Below are 21,842 nucleotides of genomic sequence, written 5' to 3' on the forward strand. Positions count from 1 at the left end.
GGACGAACCCCCAGTCGCGCGGCGCCCATGACCCACCGGACACGCGGTCCGGCCCCACCGCGGCGGACGGGGCGCGCCCGCCCACGCAGTACGGCACCGTGACCAGCCCGGCCGCCCGTACCGTCGCGTCGACCGTCCAGAACACCCGGGGGCGGGATGCCACGGGCCCCGCGTGTACCACCAGACGCCCGCCGTCCGCGAGGACCTCACGGGTCAGACCGTAGAACTCCTGCGAGTACAGCTTCGTGCTCGCCGTGATCCCGGGATCCGGCAGATCCGCGATCACGACGTCGTACGACCCCACGTGCCCCTCCCGCAGCCAGGCGAACGCGTCGGCCGTGAACACCCGCACGCGCGGATCCTCGTACGCGTGCCCGTTGAGGGCGGAGAGGGCGTGATGCGTACGGGCCAGACGGACCACGCCCGCGTCGGGTTCGACCACGTCCACCCGGCGCACCCCCGGATGGCGCAGCACTTCGCGCGCCACGAGCCCCTCGCCGCCGCCGAGGACGAGGACGCGCGCGCGGGGGCCCTGCATCGCAGGGCCGACGAGGGCCTCGTGGTAGCGGTGCTCGTCACGGCCGCTGAACCGCAGACGGCCGTCGAGGAAGAGTCGCAGCGGACGGCCCTGGACACCCCCCGTGAGGACCACCTCCTGGACGCCGGTGTGCAGCGCGACCCGCACGTCACGGCCGTAGACCGCCTGCCGCGCGGCCCGCTCGAAGTCGTCGACCAGCACCGCGGCCGACGCGAGGAGCCCGAGGACGAGGGTGTTCACGAGGAGCAGGAGCCATCGGCCGCGTCGGCTGAGGTCGCGCCGGAACAGACCGAGTACGAGCGCGCCGCCGGCCAGCGCGTTCACCGCGCCAGTGAGCAGCGCGCCGGTCAGCTGGCCCAGCCAGGGCAGCAGCAGGAAGGGGAAGGCGAGACCGCCGACCAGCGCGCCCACGTAGTCCGCGGCGCAGAGGTCGGCGACGGCGCGCCCCGCGTCCTGGCGCCGGATGCGCTGGATCAGCTCCATCAGCAACGGGACCTCGGCACCGATGAGCAGGCCGATGGCGAGGGAGAGGGCGACGAGGAGATGGCGCGTGCCGCTCGCCCACAGTCCGCCCCAGTCGCCGGTCCAGGCGAACACGGCGTACAGCGCCATCGCGCTGCAGCCGCCGATCAGGGCGAGGGCCGCCTCGATGGCGCCGAACCCGGCCGCCGCGAGCCGGCGGAGCCGTTTCGCGACGAGCGATCCGACGCCCATCGCGAAGACCATCACGGAGACCACGACGGAGGCCTGGGTGACCGAGTCGCCGATCAGGTACGAGGCGAGGGCCACGAGTTCGAGCTCGTACACGAGTCCGCAGGCCGCGCAGACGAACACGCACGTGAGGACCAGGAACCGGCCCGTGCCCGGACGGACGGGCAGCGGCGCCTGGCCTCCGCCACCCGTCCGCCCGGGCCGTGGGGTGCCGGGAGGTGCGGGCGTGTGCGGTTCGATCACGCTAGGGAACGGTACGTCACACCTGCGGGACACTCCGTCACCCACACGCGTGAAAGTCCCACCGCCCTCTTGACGCCCCACCCGGCCCCACCGGCACCCGCCCAGGCCCTCGGACGACCCCTACAGCGGAGCCGACAGCTGAGCCGGCACGGGCGCCTGTGCCGGTGCCTGCACCGGTTCCGGCGCCCTCACCCCCACCCTCGTCCGGGTCGCCACCAGCCGGCCGTCCTGCGGATACGCGTGCCACGTGCGCCAGTGGACCTGGCCCTCGTGGTGCTGGGCGAGCATCGCGGTGAAGGCGTAAGGGCTGCCGGGGAAGACACCGGCGAGGCCGTGGGGATGGTCGGACACGAGGGCCAGCAGTTCCTGGGCGCGGCCGGCGAACGAGCCGGGTGACAGGACCTCCACCCGGGCCGCGAACTCGTACTCCCAGTCGCCGACCCGCTTGGCCACGCCGAGAGGAAGCGGTGTGCTGGAGCCCGGCATGCACGCCACCGTCTCCGAGCACATGCCCCTCTCCTCCTCGAGCAGCACCTGGTGGGATGCGCCGAGGAGTCTCAACTGGAGTTTGGCACCGGCCAGTTCCAGGTCGAGCGTGGCGAGTGCGGGCAACGGTTCCCGGCCCAGGGCCCACGCCAGGTCGTCCGCACGCGTGTCGGTGTAGGGGGTGTTGAGAGTGGTGAGCATGAGTCAGCTCCACAAGCACGCAAAGGGTGAGGGGAAAGGCGTGGGGGGTTCGGCGCGCCCCGGGTCGACACCGGGAGATCGGCCCGGTCAACCGGATCAGTCAGATCGGGTGAGGGGCGTCCGTAGTAGGTCTGATCAGCCCGATCAGACCTGTCGGGTGAGGACGTCCGGGGGCTGCGTCGGTGATTTATAGGGAATCATGAACTGTCGCGCCGCCACAGCGTTTTTACCCAACTTCGTGGGGCTTTCATCCCACCGTGGAGCTCCCCAGCTCAACTGTTCAAACAGGCGCACGCCCACCGCGCCGAAGTGCTCCTCGCGCGCCCGACTCCCCCCGCATACCCGTCCATCGCCTGGGCAGACGAGGACGTTGCGAGGTTCCTGGTTGCGCGTACCGGCGCGTGGAATTCCGGACCAGCGTGCACACATACGCGCGCCCCCGAGTGGGCGGTGAGTGCCACCCCGAGAGGGCGCCCCACACCTGCGTCCCGTACTTGATGAGCCGGCCCCGTACCTGACGAGCCGGCCCCATACCTGACGAGCCGGCCCGCGTACCCGAGAGCCGCCCGTACATGACGAGCGCCCGCCGGAAGAGGTCATTCTCCCGGCGGGCGTTCGTCCGCGTTCCGGATGCGGCTCCCCATGACGGAGCTCAGCTGCCCCGTGTCAGCTGCCTCCGCCGCATCCGCCCCCGCCGCCGCAGGAGGACCCGCCTCCGCAGGACGAGCTGCTCCCGCACGACGAACCGGAGCCCGAACCGTCGCTACCGGCCCACCAGCTGCCGCTGGTACCGGACGAGCCCGCCCCCGACCGGCGGCCCCCCGACCGCGCCCGGCTCCTGCTCCTGTTGCGGTCGCCGGCCACGATGACCCCGACCACGACGACGCAGACGACCGCCAGGATGATGCCGAAGATCACGAATCCCATGGCGCCACCCTCCTTCCGTTCCCCCGAAGCGGTCCCCGTGGCCCCCCGTGGGCCCCCGGTGGCTCGGACCGGTGTCCCCCGCTTCTCACGTGAACCGGTGATGCCCGGAGGGCGACGGGGCGAAAGCAGAGTTGAGGAACTCCAGAGCTTCGGCGCAGGATGACGCGCATGACCTCCAGTTCCCGCAGCGCCCGCCCTCCGCTCAACCGCCGGCTCGCCGAGTTCGGGACGACGATCTTCGCCGAGATGTCCGCGCTGGCCGTCCGTACCGGCGCCATCAACCTGGGCCAGGGCTTCCCCGACACCGACGGCCCCGAGGAGATCCGGGAGGCGGCCGTACGGGCACTGCGCGACGGACGCGGCAACCAGTACCCGCCGGGCCCGGGCGTCCCCGAGCTGCGCACCGCCGTCGCCGCGCACCAGCAGCGGCGGTACGGACTCACGTACGACCCCGACACGGAGGTGCTCGTCACGGCGGGCGCGACCGAGGCCATCGCGGCGGCCCTGCTGGGCCTGCTGGAGCCCGGCGACGAGGTCATCGCGCTGGAGCCGTACTACGACTCGTACGCGGCCTGCATCGCGATGGCGGGTGGCACCCGGGTACCGGTCACGCTGCGGCCGCACGAGCAGTCGTTCCGGCTGGACCTCGACGAACTGCGGGACGCCGTCACCGACCGCACCCGGCTGCTGCTGGTCAACACCCCGCACAACCCCACCGGCACCGTCCTCACCCGCGAGGAGCTGACGGCGATCGCCGAGCTGGCCGTCGAGCGCGATCTGCTGGTGGTGACGGACGAGGTCTACGAGCACCTGGTCTTCGACGAGGCCGAGCATCTGCCACTGGCGACCCTCCCGGGGATGCGGGAGCGGACGGTCACCATCGGGTCCGCGGGGAAGTCGTTCTCGTTCACCGGTTGGAAGGTCGGCTGGGTGACGTCCACGCCGGAGCTGGTGTCGGCCGTCCGGTCGGCGAAGCAGTTCCTCACGTACGTCGCGTCCGGGCCGTTCCAGTACGCCGTGGCCGAGGCGCTCGCGCTGCCGGACACGTACTTCGAGGAGTTCCGCGCGGACATGCTGGCCAAGCGGGACCTGCTGGCGTCGGGCCTCTCGGACGCCGGATTCGAGGTGTTCCGAACCGCCGGCACCTACTTCATCACCACCGACATCCGCCCCCTCGGCGAAAGCGACGGCTTCGCCTTCTGCCGCGCGCTGCCCGAGCGGGCGGGCGTCGTCGCCATCCCGAACGCCGTCTTCTACGACCACCGCGAGGCCGGCGCCCCCTTCGTACGCTTCGCCTTCTGCAAACGCACCGAGGTGCTGGCGGACGCGACGCAACGGCTCCGCAAGGCATTCGCGCACTGAACGCGTCCTGCGGGGCGCGGCACAGCCGCCGTTTCGGCGCTTGCCACGCCACAGGGAGCCCACGTACAATTTCCTGTACGTGAAGGGAGGGGCAGCCGTGAAGACCATGACCTATTCCGAGTCCCGCGCGCGGTACGCCGAGGTACTCAACTCCGTCACCGACGACCGCGAAGAGGTCGTCATCACCCGGGCCGGACATGAGCCGGTCGTCATCGTCTCCCTTGAGGACTACGAGTCCCTGAAAGAGACGGCGTACCTGCTGCGCAGTCCGGCCAACGCCCGGCGCCTGCTCGCGTCCATCGACGAGCTGGAAAACGGCGGCGGCACCGTGCGCGAGCTGGCGACCGACGAGTAAGGCCGCGACTTGAAGATCACCTCCTCTTCCCGTGCCTGGGAGGACTACCTGTGGTGGCAGCTTCAGGACCGGAAGATCCTTAAGCGCATCAACACGCTCATCGCGGACATCGCCCGGAACGGCAACGAGGGGATCGGCAAACCGGAGCCGCTCAAGCACGGGTTCCAGGGCTACTGGTCGCGCCGAATCAACGACGAGCACCGGCTGATCTACAAGGCCACCGAGGACAGCGTCCTGATCGCGCAGTGCCGCTACCACTACGAGAGCTGAACGGTGAACCGCCCCGGCGACCCACCGGCCCCATCCCAGCCGCCCGGTGTGTTCGGTCGCGGGGCGCCGTCGCACGGCCTCTTCCGCGGTACCAGGAAGACCGCCTGCAACACATGCTCGCCGCGGGCCGTGATCAACATGGCCCGCGCTGATGCCTGGCTCACTTGCCGCCGCTCACGGCAACACCTGAACCTCCCTCGTCGAGCTGCAGAACGCCGCAGGCTGAACCTGATTCGCCGGCAGGGCAGGTCTCGCAAGGAAAGACGGTGCGACGGTGCACGCTGCCAGGTCGTCCTGAGCGGCGTCGCGGTGTCCGGCCGCCTCTCGAAACGCAGCCTCAAGGGCGTCCAGCGCATTCGACGCCTGCCGAGGTGATGGAGCCGGGCAGGCCGAGCGGAGTCCGCGGTCGTGGCCGAACGATATGCGGCGTGGAGGGCCGGTGGACGGCGTGACCCGGACGGGGCGGCCGCCCGGCTGGGCCGATCTTCAGCGCTTGCGGCAGTCGTCCTGGTCGACCGGGCTGCCGCACATGCCATGACGTCGGGCGTTGTCGCGACTTGGTGGTAACGAGGCGTACCGCTGGGGGCCGGCGGTCGAGTCTGGCCGGTCGTGACGTCCTAATATGAACGCATTCCCGCGGTTGGCTGGATTTGTGAGTGGGGACGCCACACGCTGGAAGCGGTGAAGATCTCTGTGGGAGATGAGCAGCCATGGCGCGTCGCAGGGCCACCGACCAGGTGCCAGGGTCGCCCGGGTGCGACTTCGACGAGGCGCTCAGTGCACAGGTCACCATCGACGGACACGGCATCGTGACAGGGTGGAATGCGGGGGCCGAGAAGTTGTTCGGGTACCCGCTCACGCAGATGGTGGGGCGCCCCGCGGCGGGTCTGCTGGCCGAGGAGATCGACGAGAGCGAGCTGCGGTCCCTCGCCCAGCTGCCCAGGTGGACCGGGCGGATCGCCCTGCGGCACCGCGACGGCCATCGCCTGGAGGCCAGGGTCATGGCGCACAGAAGGGCGCCGGACAGCGGGCGACTCGAATGGTTCCTGGTTCTCCGCGCTGACGGAGCCGGGGCCCTGGCCCGACGACGACGCTCTCGTGAGCCTGCACCACGAGCATGTCGCGGGTATCTCCATGGGAGAGTACGACACCGAGCTGCGCGTGCGCCGGTTCAATGAGTTCGCGCAGCGTGCCGTGGGCCTCAGCGATGACGACGCACGCGGGTTGCGGACTTCGGAGTTCATAGACAATGCGGAGATGTACAGCGTGGAGCGCTCCATGCAACAGGCGCTGCAGAGCGGTGATCCGCAGTTCCTGGAGATCTACGGGACCGTCCTCGGCGAGAACCGTGAACACGCTTGGTCGGTCGTCGCCACTCCGCTGAAGGACGAAGACGGTGATGTTCTGGGCGTGGGTCTGGGCGTTCAGGACGTGACCGAGCCGTTCTGGGCCCGTAAGCGTCTGATGCTGATCGCGGATGCCAGTACGCGGATCGGCACCACTCTCGATGTGATGCGGACGGCTCAGGAACTGGCGGAGGTGGTCGTCCCGGAATTCGCCGACTTCGTCAGTGTCGATCTGCTTCCCTCCCTCGACAGCGCCCAGGAGCCGCCCCTCGGCGTGACACGCGGCCCGGTCCGGTTGCGGCGTGTCGCCAACCACTCGGTGAATCCGGGAACCCCCGAGGCGGTCGTCGCTCCGGGCGAGGTGGACATCTATCCGGAGGGTTCCCCGCCGGTCGCGGGTCTCAGGTCGGGACGTGCTCTGCTGCACCGGGTGACCGACCCCGCGATCACCGACTGGATGGCCAGGGCTCACTCCCGGGCCGCCCGGGTCCGCGACTTCGGTGTCCACTCGGTGATGACCGTGCCCCTGACCGCCCGCGGCACCACCCTGGGCGTCGTGGTCATCGTTCGTCACCAGCATCCGGAGGTGTTCCGTGAGGACGACCTGGTGCTGGCCGAGGAGCTGGCCGCCAGAGCGGCCCTCTGCATCGAAACGCCCGGCGCTACACCAGCGAACGTGCCACCGCGGTCACCCTGCAGCGCAGCCTGCTGCCCCAGGCACTGCCGGCGCAGGCCGCGGTGGAGGTCGCCTCCCGCTACCTCCCGGCCGGCGCCCGGCCCGGAGTGGGCGGGGACTGGTTCGACGTCATCCCGCTGTCCGGTGCCAGGGTCGCGCTCGTCGTCGGCGACGTCGTCGGCCACGGCATCCACGCCTCCGCCACGATGGGGCGGTTGCGTACCGCTGTGCTCACCCTCGCCGACATCGACGATGACATCGTCGCCCGCCTGTCCGCCGAGGGGAGAGACGCCCCGCGGCCGGGCCATGGGACGGAGACCGCCGGAGATGTCGGTGCGACCTGCCTGTATGCCGTGTACGACCCGGTGTCCCGCCACTGCGCGATCGCCCTCGCCGGACACCCGGCTCCCGCCCTGGTCACCCCCGACGGCACCGTGGAACTGCTCGACCTTCCCATCGGGCCCCCACTCGGACTCGGCGGACTCCCCTTCGAGGCGACCGACGTCGAACTGCCCGAGGGCAGCCTCCTCGCCCTGTACACCGACGGGCTGATCGAATCCTGCGGGCGGGACATCGACGTCAGCCTGTCCCTGCTTTGTCAGGCTCTCGCCCGACCGTCCGCCCCTTTGGCCAACCTGTGCGACGCCGTTCTGGCCGCCCTGCTGCCCGGCCGCCCCTCCGACGACATCGCCCTGCTCATCGCCCGCACCAAAGCCCTGGACACCGACCGCGTCGCCACCTGGGACCTACCCGCAGACCCCGTCGCCGTCGCCCAGGCCCGAAAGGACGCCACCGCCCAACTGTCGGCCTGGGAACTGGAGGACGCCGGCTGACGGCCTAGCCTTCTGCCGCGCCCTCCCCGAGCGGGCGGTTCGCCCAGCATGCGCAGCGCGAGGAGCGTCTGCCGGGGATCGCCTGATCCGACCACGTGGTGCGGCGCGCCGCCGAGGCGGGCCACAGACGGCTGCTGTCCCGCATATCGGCACGGTGGAGGTGGAGCGGATGGCCTACCGCGCGAAAGGGCTTCGAACCTGCACCCGACCGACGTCCAGGTGTTCGCCTCGGGCTGTACACGAACGCCCGAGCATGTACTGCGGTTTCAGTAGTCCGTCCTCCGGTTCGAGTAACCCGAACCCCCTTCGCCAGCACGACGGCATGGCAGCTCGGCCGTGTCATTCTTGGGGAGCTCGAGACCACGGACTGAGCCCCTGTGGTGGCCTTCGCCTTGCGCCCGCCAAGGCCCTTCTGTCCCCCACGACTTGAAGGACCAGAGGGCCCGATCGATGCTGCGCGCCCCGACAGGCATTGGGCGGCGGGGACCTTTGACCATCGAACCCACACAAGCAAGGGAATGCCCATGTCGCTGGCGACTGACTTCCTGGACTGGCTGCACACGGTGCCCCAACCCACGCTGGTGGGTGCGACGGGTGCGATGGTGCTGCTCGAGACCACCCTCGGCATCGGGGTGTTCGCGCCCGGCGAGGCCGGGTTGTTGATCGCGTCCACCACGGCGACCACGTTGCCCCGGTTTCTGGTCCTGTGGCTCGTCGTGACGGTGTGCGTGATGATCGGCGACTCCATCGGGTACACGATCGGTCGGCGGTTCGGCCCACGACTGGGCGAGACCAGGCTGATCCAGCGCTACGGCCGTCGCGCCTGGGACAGGGCGACCGACGTGCTGCGCAGGCGAGGCGCGTGGGCGGTGTTCTTCGGCCGGTTCATCCCGGGGCTGCGCTCGCTCACCCCGCCCGCCGCCGGCACCGCGGGTCTGTCATTCGGCAAGTTCCTGCCCGCGACTGCGCTCGGCGCGGCGTGCTGGTCCGGACTGCACATCGGCCTCGGCGTCCTGCTCGGCCAGGCGTCCAGGAGCTACTTCTTCGTCCTCGGCGGCGCCGTTGTCGTCGCCCTCGCCGTAACCGCCCTGGTGCGCCGCAGGAAGAGGTCGGCCCCCGCCGGCGAGGACGAGTCGGTCGCGGCGGCGTGACAGTCATGGGCGAAACACATAGGCGTATGAACGCGGAGCGGCCGGGTCACGGCGCGGCCGAGGCGCTCGCGCTGCCGGACACGTACTTCGAGACGTTCCGCGCGGACATGCGGGCCAAGCGGGACGTGCTGGCGGCCGGGCTCGCCAAGGCGGGGTTCGAGGTGTTCCGGACGGCCGGGACGTACTTCATCACCACCGACATCCGCCCCCTCGACGAGTCCGACGGCTTCGCCTTCTGCCGCGCGCTGCCGGAGCGCGCGGGCGTGGTCGCCATCCCGAACGCCGTCTTCTACGACCACCGCGAGACCGGGGCGCCCTTCGTACGGTTCGCCTTCTGCAAGCAGACCGAGGTGCTCCAGGAGGCGGCCAAGCGGCTCAGGGCGGCCTTCTGACGGATGTGATCCGGCGAGCTGCTGATCACGCTCGGCGGCGCGGGGTTCTTCGCGTCGAAGCCCCGCTTCCTGCTCCCGGCGTTCCCGCTGCCGCCGCTGGCGTTCCCGGTGCCGCCGCCGGCCCGGGCGCTGGTGCGAACGGGCAGAGCCCGGCCCTGGCACGCGACCGTGGTGGTCGGTGCCCTGGCCGGGCTCTCCTTCGCCTACGGGGCGTTCCTGCCGGTGTTCAGCGGAACGCCGCTGTGACGGGACACCTCCGTGACTATTCGTCCTCGGGCTTCTCCGCGTCGTCGACGTCCTCCGCGAGGCCGAGCTGCTCCACGAGCCACTTGTCGAACTCGATGGCGGCCCGGACCCAGCTCACGGTCGAGGACACGAAGTGCTCCAGGCTGACGCCGGTGCCGATCAGCAGCTGCGCCTCGCCGATGAGGCGGACGGTGCCGTCGTCATGCGTGTGGCTGTAGACCTTGGGCCACAGCGTGCGGCGGTTCCAGTCGTCGATCGTTTCGAGCAGCGCCTGCTTCTCGTCGATCTGGTGCGGCCGGTCGTAGAACGTCCGTACCGAGAAGACCTGCTGGTCGCCCTCACCGCGGAACATGAAGTAGGTGCGGAACTGCTCCCACGGCGCCGCGAGGTCACCCTCGTCGTCGACGACGTACTTCAGCTCCATCTGGTCAAGGAGCTGCTTCACGAGGTCCTGATCCGGGACGACGGGGCCCGCCGGTCCTTGGGGCTGCGGCTCTGGCTGGCCCCCGAAGTTCGGAATCGAGGACGGGTCGATGGACATACTGGGTACTCCTGCGGTCGTCTGGCTCGTCCGGCCATCGCTGAGACCAGACGTACAGGTCCACCCTCTCTCTCTTGACCCATGCCCGGCAACCTGCATGGCCTACGGGCTCCACGACGTGGCGCATTAGCGAGGTGAGTACCAGAATCCCGGCCCCATCCCCTTGGCCCGTCGAAGCTGCATGAAATACCGGCGCGCTCCCTCCTCGCGGCAGTCAATCCCGTCAGCGGCCTCGGACCCTGCATGTGGACTCCAGCCTCCCGCCTGCCGCTGCAAGGCCGGAGGGAGATACATGTGCACGGTGCCCGACCTGTGCGTTCCCTCGCAGAAATACCGGACGCCGGCCTTCGAAAGGATCGCCGCGCGGCCTTCCCAGTTCTCAGTGACGCACCACCGTTTGCGGTAGACATCACCGGTCGGCTCTTCGATCCACCGGGCATGAACCACTGGCGCGACCTCCAGCCTCGCGATCGTCTTCGCGTGCTCGTCCATCTGCCGGGTGAGGGCCTCAACAGCCGCCGCGCTGACTACCTGCCCGATAGCGGTGGTCAGATTGTCGAGGGCATGTCGCAGCTCGGCGATCGCCGCAGTGTGGTCCCGTGCTGGTGCGTAGGCGCGCTTCGTTTCGGTCAGATCACCGGCCTTTTCCAGAAAATCGCGCTCTACAGTCTCGTAGAGACTTTCGGCCCGCCATGTTGAAGGGGCCTCGCAGCGGTTCATCTCGGAGACAGAACGGCACTGGTAGTAAGTCAGCACAGTCGTCGTTCCGTCGGCCAGGCGGTTCTTCTGATGCCGCACATACATGGGCCTGCCACACATGCAGAAGACCACACCGAGCAGAGGAGTCCGCCAGCCCTTGCCCGGCTTGGGTTCCTCCTCTCTTCTCTCGGTGATGATCGCGTCCTGGAGCGCTGCGAACTCCTCGGGGGTGAGGATGGGGTCCGCCCAGACGACGGGCTGCCCCTCCGCGTCCAGGACAGGTCCGGAACGGTGCATCATCACGCCCATCAGGGCAGGTGACCTCAGCATGTTGCGCAAGGGGGTCACGGACCAGAGAGTCCCCTTCTCCGGCCTGCGCTCATGTTCCGGCAGATGCCTGTTCTGCTCCGTGCGCTGATGATCCCGGGCACTGGGTACGCCACGCGCGTTCCAGTCCCTCGCCACGGTGTAGACAGTGTCGCCCCTGTGGACAACGCGCTCGTACGCCTCGCGCACAAGCTGTGAGGTACAGGGGTCGACAGCCAGGATCGTCGAGGACCTCGATGTCCTTCCCGTTCCTCAGGATCCAGTCGACGAAGCCCCACCAGTGCATGTCATCGCGCGTGATGCGGTCCTGCTCTGTGACCATGAGGACATCCCACTCGTGCACGAGCGGATCGACGAGCCACTTCCTCAGGCTGGGTCGCTGGTCGAGGTTGACAGCGCCGGACACAGTCGCGTCGACAACGCGCCCCACCTCCGTACAGGCTCCCCGCCGCAGCGCGGCGGTGAGCGCCTCGTCCTGTCGCGTGAGCGCCGACGACGCCTCTGGCCGGTCCAGAGGTTACGTCAAACACCACGCATTGACTCGATACTCACCCTGGATCGAACGGGCCTTCCACCGCGCGGCCACGCGGCCTGGGGCACCTGTCTCCAGGCCGCGCGCGCCCATGACATCACTCCGGGCTACAGCGTCTTGCCCGTCCCCGGCCCCACGATCAGCCCGTCACCGAAGGCATCCACCCGGACCATGTCGCCGTCCTTGACCTCGCCCGCGAGGATCTCCTTGGCGAGGCGGTCGCCGATCGCGGTCTGTACGAGACGGCGCAGGGGGCGGGCACCGTACGCCGGGTCGTTGCCCTCGTCCGCGAGCCAGGCCAGGGCCTCGGGGGTGATCTCCAGGGTGAGCCGGCGCTCGGCGAGCCGCTTGGCGAGGCGGTCGATCTGGAGCTGCGCGATGCGCTCCAGCTCCTCCCTGTTCAGCGCGGAGAAGACCACCAGGTCGTCGAGGCGGTTGAGGAACTCGGGCTTGAAGGAGGACCGCACCACCTCAAGGACCTGCTCCTTCTTCTCCTGCTCGGACGTGAGCGGCTCGACCAGGTACTGGCTGCCCAGGTTCGAGGTGAGGATCAGGATCGTGTTGCGGAAGTCGACCGTACGGCCCTGACCGTCGGTCAGCCGCCCGTCGTCCAGCACCTGGAGGAGGATGTCGAAGACCTCCGGGTGGGCCTTCTCCACCTCGTCGAGCAGGACGACGGAGTACGGCCGCCTGCGCACGGCCTCGGTCAGCTGGCCGCCTTCCTCGTAGCCGACGTACCCGGGCGGGGCGCCGACGAGCCGGGCGACGCTGTGCTTCTCGCTGTACTCCGACATGTCGATGCGGACCATGGCCCGCTCGTCGTCGAAGAGGAAGTCGGCGAGCGCCTTGGCGAGTTCGGTCTTGCCGACACCGGTCGGGCCGAGGAAGAGGAAGGACCCGGTGGGGCGGTCGGGGTCGGCGATTCCGGCACGGCTGCGGCGTACGGCGTCCGACACCGCCCGTACGGCCTCGGCCTGCCCGATGAGCCGCTTGCCGAGCTCCTCCTCCATCCGCAGCAGCTTCTGGGTCTCGCCCTCCAGCAGGCGTCCGGCGGGGATACCGGTCCAGGAGGCGACGACGTCCGCGATGTCGTCGGAGCCGACCTCCTCCTTCACCATCGTGTCCCTGGCGACCTCCTCCTCGGCCTCGGAGGCGGCCTCCAGGTCCCGCTCCACGGCGGGGATCTCGCCGTAGAGCAGCTTGGAGGCGGTGTCGAAGTCGCCGTCGCGCTGGGCGCGTTCGGCCTGGCCGCGCAGCTCGTCGAGCTTCTCCTTCAGCTCACCGACACGGTTGAGGGACTGCTTCTCCTTCTCCCAGCGGGCGGTGAGCCCCCTGAGCTCCTCCTCCTTGTCGGCGAGATCGCGGCGCAGCTTCTCCAGCCGCTCGCGCGAGGCCGCGTCGGTCTCCTTGCTGAGAGCCAGCTCCTCCATCTTCAACCGGTCGACGGCACGCTGGAGTTCGTCGATCTCGACCGGGGACGAGTCGATCTCCATACGGAGCCGGGAGGCGGACTCGTCGACGAGGTCGATGGCCTTGTCGGGCAGGAAGCGGGAGGTGATGTAGCGGTCGGAGAGGGTGGCCGCGGCGACGAGCGCGCTGTCCGCGATCTGCACCTTGTGGTGGGCCTCGTACCGTCCCTTGAGTCCGCGGAGGATGGCGATGGTGTCCTCGACGGTGGGCTCGGAGACGAGCACCTGCTGGAAGCGCCGCTCCAGCGCCGGGTCCTTCTCGATCCGCTCGCGGTACTCGTCGAGGGTCGTGGCGCCGACCATGCGCAGCTCACCGCGGGCGAGCATGGGCTTGAGCATGTTCCCGGCGTCCATGGCGGAGTCACCGCCGGCGCCGGCACCGACCACGGTGTGCAGCTCGTCGATGAAGGTGATGATCTGCCCGTCGGAGTCCTTGATCTCGGCGAGTACGGTCTTCAGCCGCTCCTCGAACTCACCGCGGTACTTGGCACCGGCGACCATCGCGCCCAGGTCGAGCGCGACGAGCCGCTTGTCCCGGAGGGACTCGGGCACGTCGCCCTTCACGATCCGCTGGGCGAGCCCTTCGACGACGGCGGTCTTGCCGACACCGGGCTCACCGATGAGGACGGGATTGTTCTTGGTCCTCCGGCTGAGCACCTGCACGACCCGCCGGATCTCCTGGTCCCGCCCGATGACGGGGTCGAGCTTGCCCTCGCGCGCGGCGGCGGTGAAGTCGGTCCCGAACTTCTCCAGGGCCTTGTACTGCCCCTCGGGATCGGCGGTGGTCACCCGGCGCCCTCCCCTCGCCTTCCGGAAGGCCTCCTGGAGCCGCTTCGCGTCGGCCCCCTGCTGTGAGAGTACGTCGCCGGCCCGGCCGCCCTTGGCGGCGATCCCGATGAGCAGGTGCTCGGTCGACAGGTACTCGTCACCGAGTTCCTTGGCGCGGGCCTGCGCGTCGGCGATGACGGTCAGCAGCTCCCGGTTGGGCTGGGGCGGCGCGACGGTGGACCCGGTCACGCTCGGCAGGCCGGCGAGGGCCTTCTCCGCACCTGCGCGTACGGAGGCCTGGTCGGCGTCGACGGCGGCCAGCAGGTCGATGATGTTCTCGTTGTCCTGCCCCTGGAGCAGCGCGAGGAGCAGGTGGGCGGGGGTGAAGTCCGGGTGCCCCTCGGACACGGCCAGGTTGCTGGCCGCGTTGATCGCGTCCCGGCTCCTGTTGGTCAGCTCGGCGTCCACGTCAGCTTTCTCCTCCTTGCGTCAGCCGTTGTTCCGGCGTCGGCCGTCGTCCGCACTGACTTGAGCAACGTACACAAAGTTGAGTCTATTCCACTCAAGGAAGGTTCAGCGGCCTTCTGCGTCATCCGGCTCCGGACTCCTGCGGGAAGGCCCCTTCAGGCCACTTAGAATCCCCGCACATGGCCTCGTACCCCGTGAATCCACGTGATCCCGACCCCGCCTATCTCGGCTTCTGGCGGGAACGGCACCTGTGCACCCTGACCACCCTCCGCCCGGACGGTACGCCCCATGTGGTGCCGGTCGGGGTTACATACGATCCGGAGGCCGGCCTGGCTCGCGTGATCACCAACAAGTCGAGCGCGAAGGTGGGCTTCGTCCAGGCCGCGGGCCCGAACGGCGCCCTGGTCGCGGTGTGCCAGGTGGACGGCCGCCGCTGGGCCACCCTGGAGGGCCGGGCCTTCGTCCGCACGGAACCGTCCCGGATCGCCGAGGCCGAGCGCCGCTACGCGGAGCGGTACGGGAGGGTGCCGTCTCCGAACCCGTCCCGGGTGGTGGTCGAGATCGAACTGACGGGGGCCATGGGGCGGGGCTGAGGCCGATCACTCCGGCGGCCGTACCGGCGGCGGCACCGGCGGCGGCATCGGGTGCGCGATCAAACGCGGGTCACCCCCGGCGCGGACGGCTCGGGGCACCGGCACCCCTGGCGCGGGCGGCAACCGGGCCGACGCCGACGGCACCGGACACGGCGGCAGCGGAACGCCTGCGGCACGAGGCACCCGTGGGACTGAATCCAGCCACACGTGGTACCGGCGGATACCCGGAGATTCCGCCGTAAACCTGCAGCGGCGTCACCGTGTTCAGGTCACGGTGACGCCGCTGCTGGGGGGAAGCGCCTGCGCGATTTACAACGACGGGGGAATCGCGTCAGGCACTGCGGGGGGTGGCTGAGATGGTTGTGGGGGCCGGAATCTCCGGTTCGGCGAGCTGGTGGTCGCGCTGGTCGAGGTTCACGAAGATCATCCCGTACCGGACGGCACACCGCACTGGCTGTGGCGCGCCGCGCGGACGCCGCAGACACCGGTACGCCCGGATGTCCTCGTCCTCGTCCCGAGTGACCACCACCGGCTCGCCGAACACGGTCACCATCAACGAGTCACCGCTGTGGGGGAGGGCGGTGACCAGGTCGATGAAGTGCCAGCCGGAACGGTAGGCGGTGGCCATCTCTCGGCGGAAGGACCGGTCGTCGGGAGGAGTCGTCACGTCAGCTCCCGGACCCGTCTGCCCCTGGAACCGGCCAGCTGCTGTTGTCCGTTGTGTCGGCGTCCACGGCCACCGACGGCCAGCTGCTGTTCGCCCGAATGTCGTCCTTCGCACCGGTGAAGCCACCCAGCGCACCGAGAGTCACAACGGCGGAGAAGGCGGCGACAAGCACCGAGCGAAGCATTCTGTTACGCATAGTCGGCTTCGTCCTCACTTGAAGGTCCCCTTTTCCCCCGTCAGGTACGACGATGGCTTATTCGGGCACGTCATGGCCACACAATCGATGCATCATGTTCCTGCATGTTCAGGAGCCTGGGGGGTGGAGATTTGGCAACGAATCGCACTAAAGCGACACATCCCCATGCAATGAGCGAGCTGTGTGAGGAAGGGGGTCGCCTCTACGCCACCGCTCTGCGCGCGGGACGCCTCGCCCGAGTGGACGCCGAACCCGCCCCCTGCCTGATGGAGTTCTCCCTGCTCCAGCCGGATCCCGAGGAGCCGGACTGGCTGCGCCCCGTCAGTCCCGCGGTGGCCCTGGCCCGGCAGCTCAACCCCCTGGAGAACGAGATCGCCGAGCGCCGCCGCTGGGCGAGTGAACTCGCCACCACCTTCGAGCCGTTCATGACTCTCAGCGCGCAGGCCACCTCGACCAGCGACTCCATCACGGTGCTGGAGGGCGGTGACCGGATCAACGCCGCCCTCAACCTGGCCGCGACCCAGTGCCAGACGGAGATGCTCACGGTCCAGCCCAGCGACCGCATGTCCGAAGCCAGCCTCCTGCGCGGCATGGAGCGCGACCGGCCCCTGACGGAGCGCGGAGTGCGTATCCGCACGCTGTACCAGCACACGGCCCGCTACAGCCCGGAGAAGCTGGCCTACGCGGCCCATCTCGCCGACGGCAAGGCGGAGTACCGCACGATCGACGAGCTGGTGGAGCGTCTGATCATCTGCGACGAGACCGTGGCCTTCATCCCCACCCGCGACGACCAGCAGGTCGCGCTGGAACTGCGCCAGCCGGGTCTCGTTCGCTACCTCATCAAGGTCTTCGAGTTCATGTGGAGCCGGGCGGTTCCGCTGAACGCGCGCGCCCCGTACGAAACGGCCCAGGACGGCATCACCGAGATCCAGCACTCCATAGCGAAACTCCTCGTGGAGGGCCACGTCGACGAGGCCATAGCCCGCCGCCTGGGGATGAACGTCCGCACCTGCCGCGCCCACATAGCCAAACTGGCCACAGCCCTGGGCAGTGGGAGCCGGGCCCAACTCGGCTATTTCATAGCCCAGTCCGGAATCCTGGAGCAGGACCACGGACAGTCGAGGGAAGAGAGCCACATGTGACACCCGAGGCGCACGGACACCGAGCGGACGAGTTGTGCGAGGAGGGTCTGAGCCTGTACGCGCGGGCGCTGCGGGAAGGCGGCGTCCCGCAGGAGGAAGCCGCCGGGGTCCCCTGCGTGGCCGGACTCGGCCTCCTGCAGCCGGACATGACCAACCCGCGGTGGCTCCACCCCCTCCCGCCCGCCGTGGTCCTGCCCCGGGTCCTCGGGGCCATCGCGGAGGACATCGCACGGCAGCGCCGGCGCGAGACACGGCTGGCCGACATGCTGCAGCCCCTCATGGAGGTCCACGCCCAGCGTGTGGCCAGCGCGGACGCCCTCTCCTTCACCGTCGTGAGCGGCCTGGCGAACATCAACACCCGGATCGGGCAGATGATGGCCAAGGCCACGGACGAACTGCTCACCGTGCAGCCGGGAGGGAAGCGCCCTCCGGGGGTCCTGAACGCCGTACGGGAGCAGGAACAGGACCTGCTCTCCCGCGGCGGCCGTATGCGCACGCTCTACCAGCACACCTCGCGCCACGACCTCGGCGTCCTCGCCCACTACGAGCAGTTGGAGGGCGACGTCGAGGTCCGCACCCTCGACGAGGTCCCTCACCGTATGGTCATTCTTGACAGGTCCATGGCTTTCATTCCGGTGATGGACGACCGCAGCATGGCCCTGGAGGTGCACAACCCTGCCGTGCTCTCCTGCCTCGCCGCGACCTTCGACCTTCTCTGGCGCCTGGCCACCCCCATGTACCCGCAGGCGGTCCAGCCGCCCACGGTCAACGGGATCACGCCCCGTCAGCGCGCCATCGCCGCCCTCCTCGTCGAGGGCCACACGGACACCGCCATCGCGGACCGCCTCGGCATGAACGTCCGCACCGCCCGCGTCCACATCGCCAAGCTCGCCGCGACCCTGGGCAGCGAGAGCCGCGCCCAACTGGGCTATCTCATCGGCCGGTCGGGGATCCTGAAACAGGAACCGCAGAGCTGACCGGAGGCTGATCCCGCTCCGTACCCGAGCGCGGTGGGCCGTCCAGCCCCGCCTGGGCGATCCGCACCCCGAGCTGTGTACGGCTCGCCGCCCCCAGCGTCTCCGACAGCCGCGCGATATGAGCCCGGCAGGTGCGCACGCTGATGCCGAGGCGTTCCGCGATGACCGCGTCCTGATGGCCCTCGGCCAGCAGGGCGGCGATGGAGCGCTCGCGATGGGTGATGCCCTCGATGCCGGTGGAGGGGAGCGGGGAGGTCAGCGGGACGGCCAGCCGCCACAACCGCTCGAAGACCGTGACCAGGTACTCGACCAGCGCCGGGTGACGGATCTCCAGGGCCATCGTGCGGTCCGTGTTCGCGGGGATGAAGGCCACCGCGCGGTCGAAGACGATGAGGCGTTCCACGACCTCGTCCAGGGTGCGGGCCTCCGCCGCATCGCCCATCAGCTCCATGTAGGTGTGCAACCCCTGGCCGTGGCGGGCCACATGCGTGTAGAGGTCGCGCATCCGGACACCGCGGCGGCGCAGCTCCAGCGCCCGGTGCAGGCCCTCACGCAGTTCGTCCTCACGGCGGATGCCGCCGGGCTGGACCGCCAGCACCTCCGCGGCACACGCCTCGGTCGCCTCGTCCATGGCGGCCCGGATACGCGGGAGTCCGTCCAGGACGCGGATCGCCGTGCTCTCGGCGGGCGGCCGCGCATGGTCGCCGCCGAGGCCCGCGTACCACTCGACGGCCGCGACGGCCGCCCCCACCCGGGCCCGGCTCGCACTGACCTCCTCGTGGACGGAGCGCAGCAGCCGGGTCATGACCTCCTGCGGAGCCGTGGGCACCAGCCAGCCCATGTCGTCGGGGTCGGGGTGCAGCAGGGCGAGTTCGACGAGGCAGGGCACCGTCTCGGCGTCCGCACGCGGCACGCGGCCCCGGCGTACGGCCCGGGAGTACACACGGTCCCCGGCTTCGCACAGCCGGTCGGCACCGTGCGGGTGCTCGTCCGTCGTGTGCCGCGCCATCACCTCGGTTCACCCCCGGTTCCCGCCTCTTCCGCAGCGCAACTATGCGGCGCCCGGAACCGGCTCCGCAACAGGACGCCGCCTTCCCCTCGTCCCGAAAAGACCTGGTCCCCACCGGTATTTCCCCCCTCCTCCGTCTCTCCTGCAACAAGCTGGAGGTAGCGGGACGTGGACGTCACCCGCACAGTGGGTGAGGCAGCACCGGAAAGTCGACGAGCAGGCACGACTCGCCTGGGGGACGGGGGTCCCCGGGACCGTGACGCTTCCCGGACGCCGCCCGGAACGCCGATCGGCCGGCCGCTGATCGGCGTCCCGGCCTGCCACGCACCGCAGGGGGAGACAGCAACCGTGATCAAGGTGGGGGTTCTCGGGCGCCGGCCGCTGGAGCGCGCCGGGGCCCGGCGCACTCTCGAAGAGGACGGACGGGTCCGGATCGTCGGGGAGGGGACCCTGGACCACGCCTCCCACATCGTGCGCACGACCCGGCCGGACATCCTCGTCACCCTCCACCCCGACGCGGACGACGCGCTGAGCGAGCTGAGCGCGCTGAGGTCGTCGAGAACCACCCGCACCACGGACGCGGCCCCGGCACCGAGGAGAATCGTCCTCGTCGGCAAGGTGTCGGAGGACGCCGCCCGGAAGCTGCTGCACCTCGGAGCGCAGGGCATCCTGCTCAGCGGTGACGCCTTGGAACACCTGTCCTGGGCCGTGCGCGCCGCGGCGGCGGGCAGTATCGCGCTCGCCCCCACCGTGGCCCGTTCCGTGGTCGACCAGTACGCGCGCCCCGGCCCGCCGGCCGGGGAAGCGGCCGCCGCCCGCATCGCCTGGCAGGCCCGGGGATCGGGCCCCGCGCAGACGGCGGGCACGGCGGGCCCCCTCACGGTTCAGGAGCACGCGGGGAGCGGATAGCGGCGGGGGACGGTCAGTCGTTCCTCGGACGTCGAGTCACCACACCGCCGTGCGGGAACCGCCGTGCGGGCACCGCCGGGAGGACTCGCTCCCCGAGGGGGTGTGGCACCGCGCCCCCGCCCGCTACGGGGCGGCGAGGGCGCGGGCGTCCACCGGGGCGGCGCGACAGGTGGTGCGGCGCGACAGGCGGTGCGTGGCGGCTGACACGTGCCAGCCGGGGCGAGACGGCTGGGGTTAGTCCAGCAGCCCGATCTCCTGGCAGTCCGCCCTGTACTTGGCCGTGCAGATCTGCTTGACCGTGTAGAGGCCGTCCCCGACGACCGTGTCCTCGATGTTCTCCCGGGTCAGCGCGACCGGCTGGACCAGCTGGGCGGGGATGTCCTCCTGGGTCGGGGAGTCGACCCGGTCGCGGGTGAGGGCGTCGAACTCGATGGAGCGGCCCTGGACCTTGGCGACGGCCATCTCGGCGGCGGTGTTCGCCTCCAGCAGGTACGACTTGTACACGGTCATGTACTGGTCGCCGGAGACCACCCGCTGCACGGCGGCCAGATCGGCGTCCTGCCCGGTGACGGGCGGCACCTTGGCGACACCGGCGGTCTTCAGTACGTCGACGACGGCGCCCGCGATACCGTCGTTGGCCGCGTAGACGCCGTCGATGTTGTCCAGGCCGACGGCCGCGATGGCCTTCTCCATGTTGACCTTGGCGTTCGCCGGGTTCCAGTCCTTCGTGTCGTACATCTTGGAGATCGTCACGTTGTCCTGGAGCTCTTCCATGGCCCCGGCCTTGAACTGCGCGGCGTTCGGGTCGGTGGTCGAGCCGTTCATCATGATGATCTTGCTGGCGGTGGAGTCGCCCAGCTTCTCGACCAGGGCGCGGCCCTGCACCTCGCCCACGAGCTCGTTGTCGAACGAGATGTACGCGTCGATCGGGCCCTGGGCCAGCCGGTCGTACGCGATGACGGGGATCTCGGCGGCCTTGGCCTTCTTGATGCTGCTCGCGATGGCCTTGGAGTCGACGGCGTCCACGATCACGATGTCGACAACCTTGTCAGCCACCATGTCCTCGAGCTGGCGGTTCTGCGTCTTCGCGTCCTTCTGGGCGTTGGCGTACAGGACGGTGCCCTTGTTGTTCGTCAGCTGCGCGACCCGCTTCTTGATGATGGGGTAGTCGAACTCCTCGTAACGCGCGGTCTCCTTGTCGGGCATGAGAACGCCCACCGTGATGTCGTCGCCCTTCGCGGGGCTCGCCTTCGTCTCGCTGCCGACACCGCCCACGACGCCGCACGAGGCGAGCGAGAGGGCGGCGGCCGACGCGGCCATGACGGTGGCGGTGCGGCGCGGGGCAAAGCGACGTATACGGGTACGGGTGTTGCGCGTGTTCACATCAGGTGCCTTCCGGGCTTGGACGCAGCATTGCGACCAGATGGCTGAAAGCCAACGCGGGGATCACCTCAGCGTCAAGGATTAACGACTTAACGAGATGACAACAGCGCCGTGTGGTCGCGGTGTGAAGAGAGTAAGGGGTCCCCCGGCGCGGAAAGGTCTCAGGTTCTCCACTTCGCGGTCCGGCAGCGGGGGTTGGGCCCGGCTCCCGGCCGCCGTACGAGGTGTTTCGGCTGGTGAACGAGGTCCGCTCGGGTGCCCTGCGGATCGCGCCACACAGGCGCCGGTCCACTCACGTCACCCGCGGACAGATCGTGGGGCTGGTGGCGGCGGAGTTGGTGGCGGCGGAGCTGAAGGGCTGACGGCGCGGGGGGTGCGGCGGAGAGTTGTCCGCCCCCGCCGCCCCTACCCGTCCCATCCCAGGG

Annotated in this window: 21 protein-coding genes and 3 pseudogenes; 14 read left to right on the forward strand and 10 right to left on the reverse strand. The window is 69.8% G+C overall.

The genetic code is table 11. The annotated features are described in order from the left end of the window. The 3 genes from FNH04_RS18755 to FNH04_RS18765 all read right to left on the reverse strand — a co-directional run. Positions 1-1,492 (reverse strand): polyamine aminopropyltransferase (locus FNH04_RS18755; RefSeq protein ID WP_322723272.1); only part of this gene is annotated, 1,492 nt, incomplete at its 3' end. A gap of 120 nt (positions 1,493-1,612) precedes the next feature. After that, complete coding sequence (locus FNH04_RS18760; protein WP_152785704.1) at positions 1,613-2,179, reverse strand: DUF2617 family protein; 567 nt, start codon at positions 2,177-2,179, stop codon at positions 1,613-1,615. 666 nt (positions 2,180-2,845) lie between these two features. Then, complete coding sequence (locus tag FNH04_RS18765) at positions 2,846-3,106, reverse strand: hypothetical protein (RefSeq protein ID WP_152785706.1); 261 nt, start codon at positions 3,104-3,106, stop codon at positions 2,846-2,848. A 168-nt stretch (positions 3,107-3,274) separates the two neighbouring features. On the opposite strand from FNH04_RS18765, the gene FNH04_RS18770 reads away from it, so the two are divergent. The 9 genes and pseudogenes from FNH04_RS18770 to FNH04_RS18800 form a co-directional block, all read left to right on the forward strand. Beyond that, a complete protein-coding gene (locus FNH04_RS18770) occupies positions 3,275-4,468 on the forward strand; it encodes a pyridoxal phosphate-dependent aminotransferase (RefSeq protein ID WP_152785708.1) in 1,194 nt (397 codons plus the stop codon). A 97-nt stretch (positions 4,469-4,565) separates the two neighbouring features. Beyond that, positions 4,566-4,823 carry a type II toxin-antitoxin system Phd/YefM family antitoxin gene (locus tag FNH04_RS18775; RefSeq protein ID WP_037676836.1) on the forward strand — a complete coding sequence of 86 codons (258 nt, stop codon included), beginning with the start codon at positions 4,566-4,568 and terminating at the stop codon, positions 4,821-4,823. Positions 4,824-4,832: 9 nt separating this feature from the next. Then, on the forward strand, positions 4,833-5,093 hold the full coding sequence (locus FNH04_RS18780; RefSeq protein ID WP_152785710.1) for a Txe/YoeB family addiction module toxin: 261 nt from the start codon (positions 4,833-4,835) through the stop codon (positions 5,091-5,093). A 710-nt stretch (positions 5,094-5,803) separates the two neighbouring features. Further along, positions 5,804-6,271 (forward strand): PAS domain-containing protein, encoded by a 468-nt coding sequence (locus FNH04_RS49025; protein WP_322723273.1) that lies wholly within the window; start codon positions 5,804-5,806, stop codon positions 6,269-6,271. Next, a pseudogene (locus tag FNH04_RS49030) lies at positions 6,228-7,031 on the forward strand (PAS domain-containing protein); the annotation flags it as partial. The gene FNH04_RS49025 and the pseudogene FNH04_RS49030, both read left to right, overlap by 44 nt. Positions 7,032-7,177: 146 nt before the next feature. Beyond that, a complete protein-coding gene (locus FNH04_RS49035) occupies positions 7,178-7,948 on the forward strand; it encodes a PP2C family protein-serine/threonine phosphatase (protein ID WP_322723274.1) in 771 nt (256 codons plus the stop codon). 524 nt (positions 7,949-8,472) lie between these two features. Next, positions 8,473-9,099 carry a DedA family protein gene (locus FNH04_RS18790; RefSeq protein ID WP_194236731.1) on the forward strand — a complete coding sequence of 209 codons (627 nt, stop codon included), beginning with the start codon at positions 8,473-8,475 and terminating at the stop codon, positions 9,097-9,099. Then, positions 9,096-9,491, forward strand: a complete 396-nt coding sequence (locus FNH04_RS18795; RefSeq protein ID WP_322723275.1) for an aminotransferase class I/II-fold pyridoxal phosphate-dependent enzyme — start codon at positions 9,096-9,098, stop codon at positions 9,489-9,491. The genes FNH04_RS18790 and FNH04_RS18795 overlap by 4 nt, the downstream gene beginning before the upstream one ends. An 18-nt stretch (positions 9,492-9,509) precedes the next feature. Continuing rightward, positions 9,510-9,737: pseudogene (locus tag FNH04_RS18800) on the forward strand (hypothetical protein); the annotation flags it as partial. 16 nt (positions 9,738-9,753) lie between these two features. Here the strand turns inward: FNH04_RS18800 and FNH04_RS18805 are convergent. The 4 genes and pseudogenes from FNH04_RS18805 to clpB form a co-directional block, all read right to left on the reverse strand. After that, positions 9,754-10,278, reverse strand: a complete 525-nt coding sequence (locus FNH04_RS18805) for a YbjN domain-containing protein (RefSeq protein ID WP_152785712.1) — start codon at positions 10,276-10,278, stop codon at positions 9,754-9,756. 126 nt (positions 10,279-10,404) lie between these two features. Continuing rightward, positions 10,405-11,493, reverse strand: coding sequence for a recombinase zinc beta ribbon domain-containing protein (locus tag FNH04_RS48660; RefSeq protein WP_194236732.1), 1,089 nt, complete (start codon positions 11,491-11,493; stop codon positions 10,405-10,407). A 43-nt stretch (positions 11,494-11,536) separates the two neighbouring features. Then, positions 11,537-11,818 (reverse strand): annotated as a pseudogene (locus FNH04_RS49420) (recombinase family protein); the annotation flags it as partial. A 125-nt stretch (positions 11,819-11,943) separates the two neighbouring features. After that, on the reverse strand, positions 11,944-14,541 hold the full coding sequence (clpB, locus tag FNH04_RS18815) for an ATP-dependent chaperone ClpB (protein ID WP_322723276.1): 2,598 nt from the start codon (positions 14,539-14,541) through the stop codon (positions 11,944-11,946). Between the two features lie 179 nt (positions 14,542-14,720). Between clpB and FNH04_RS18820 the strand changes: the two genes are divergently transcribed. Further along, complete coding sequence (locus tag FNH04_RS18820; RefSeq protein ID WP_152785714.1) at positions 14,721-15,134, forward strand: pyridoxamine 5'-phosphate oxidase family protein; 414 nt, start codon at positions 14,721-14,723, stop codon at positions 15,132-15,134. A 331-nt stretch (positions 15,135-15,465) separates the two neighbouring features. Here the strand turns inward: FNH04_RS18820 and FNH04_RS18825 are convergent, their stop codons facing one another. Further along, positions 15,466-15,801, reverse strand: a complete 336-nt coding sequence (locus FNH04_RS18825) for a hypothetical protein (RefSeq protein ID WP_322723277.1) — start codon at positions 15,799-15,801, stop codon at positions 15,466-15,468. 366 nt (positions 15,802-16,167) lie between these two features. On the opposite strand from FNH04_RS18825, the gene FNH04_RS18835 reads away from it, so the two are divergent. Together FNH04_RS18835 and FNH04_RS18840 are read left to right on the forward strand one after the other, a co-directional pair. Next, entirely contained in the window at positions 16,168-17,139 is a 972-nt protein-coding gene (locus FNH04_RS18835) for a helix-turn-helix domain-containing protein (RefSeq protein ID WP_228031488.1), read from the forward strand. Beyond that, positions 17,136-18,116, forward strand: coding sequence for a helix-turn-helix transcriptional regulator (locus FNH04_RS18840; RefSeq protein ID WP_322723278.1), 981 nt, complete (start codon positions 17,136-17,138; stop codon positions 18,114-18,116). Before FNH04_RS18835 ends, FNH04_RS18840 begins: the two co-directional genes overlap by 4 nt. On the opposite strand, the gene FNH04_RS18845 is transcribed toward FNH04_RS18840, so the two are convergent. After that, a complete protein-coding gene (locus FNH04_RS18845; protein WP_152785716.1) occupies positions 18,073-19,125 on the reverse strand; it encodes a helix-turn-helix transcriptional regulator in 1,053 nt (350 codons plus the stop codon). The two genes, FNH04_RS18840 and FNH04_RS18845, sit on opposite strands and share 44 nt — an antisense overlap. Positions 19,126-19,473: 348 nt before the next feature. Between FNH04_RS18845 and FNH04_RS18850 the strand changes: the two genes are divergently transcribed. After that, entirely contained in the window at positions 19,474-20,034 is a 561-nt protein-coding gene (locus FNH04_RS18850; RefSeq protein ID WP_152785718.1) for a response regulator, read from the forward strand. Positions 20,035-20,268: 234 nt separating this feature from the next. On the opposite strand, the gene FNH04_RS18855 is transcribed toward FNH04_RS18850, so the two are convergent. Next, on the reverse strand, positions 20,269-21,417 hold the full coding sequence (locus FNH04_RS18855) for a sugar ABC transporter substrate-binding protein (protein WP_386575258.1): 1,149 nt from the start codon (positions 21,415-21,417) through the stop codon (positions 20,269-20,271). A gap of 236 nt (positions 21,418-21,653) precedes the next feature. Between FNH04_RS18855 and FNH04_RS48665 the strand changes: the two genes are divergently transcribed. Next, the gene (locus FNH04_RS48665; RefSeq protein WP_265580054.1) at positions 21,654-21,779 is read left to right on the forward strand and encodes a hypothetical protein; all 126 of its coding nucleotides are present in this window, start codon (positions 21,654-21,656) and stop codon (positions 21,777-21,779) included. The last annotated feature ends 63 nt before the right edge of the window (positions 21,780-21,842 follow it).

The organism is Streptomyces phyllanthi, assembly GCF_009377205.1.
Taxonomy (GTDB): Bacteria; Actinomycetota; Actinomycetes; order Streptomycetales; family Streptomycetaceae; genus Streptomyces; species Streptomyces phyllanthi.

Bases quoted from the DNA above. Each gene is read 5' to 3' on its own strand.
- FNH04_RS18760 (WP_152785704.1), bottom strand. From the start codon at position 2,179: ATGCTCACCACTCTCAACACCCCCTACACCGACACGCGTGCGGACGAC.
- FNH04_RS18765 (WP_152785706.1), bottom strand. From the start codon at position 3,106: ATGGGATTCGTGATCTTCGGCATCATCCTGGCGGTCGTCTGCGTCGTC.
- FNH04_RS18770 (WP_152785708.1), top strand. From the start codon at position 3,275: ATGACCTCCAGTTCCCGCAGCGCCCGCCCTCCGCTCAACCGCCGGCTC.
- FNH04_RS49025 (WP_322723273.1), top strand. From the start codon at position 5,804: ATGGCGCGTCGCAGGGCCACCGACCAGGTGCCAGGGTCGCCCGGGTGC.
- FNH04_RS18790 (WP_194236731.1), top strand. From the start codon at position 8,473: ATGTCGCTGGCGACTGACTTCCTGGACTGGCTGCACACGGTGCCCCAA.
- FNH04_RS18805 (WP_152785712.1), bottom strand. From the start codon at position 10,278: ATGTCCATCGACCCGTCCTCGATTCCGAACTTCGGGGGCCAGCCAGAG.
- FNH04_RS18820 (WP_152785714.1), top strand. From the start codon at position 14,721: ATGGCCTCGTACCCCGTGAATCCACGTGATCCCGACCCCGCCTATCTC.
- FNH04_RS18835 (WP_228031488.1), top strand. From the start codon at position 16,168: ATGAGCGAGCTGTGTGAGGAAGGGGGTCGCCTCTACGCCACCGCTCTG.
- FNH04_RS18845 (WP_152785716.1), bottom strand. From the start codon at position 19,125: ATGGCGCGGCACACGACGGACGAGCACCCGCACGGTGCCGACCGGCTG.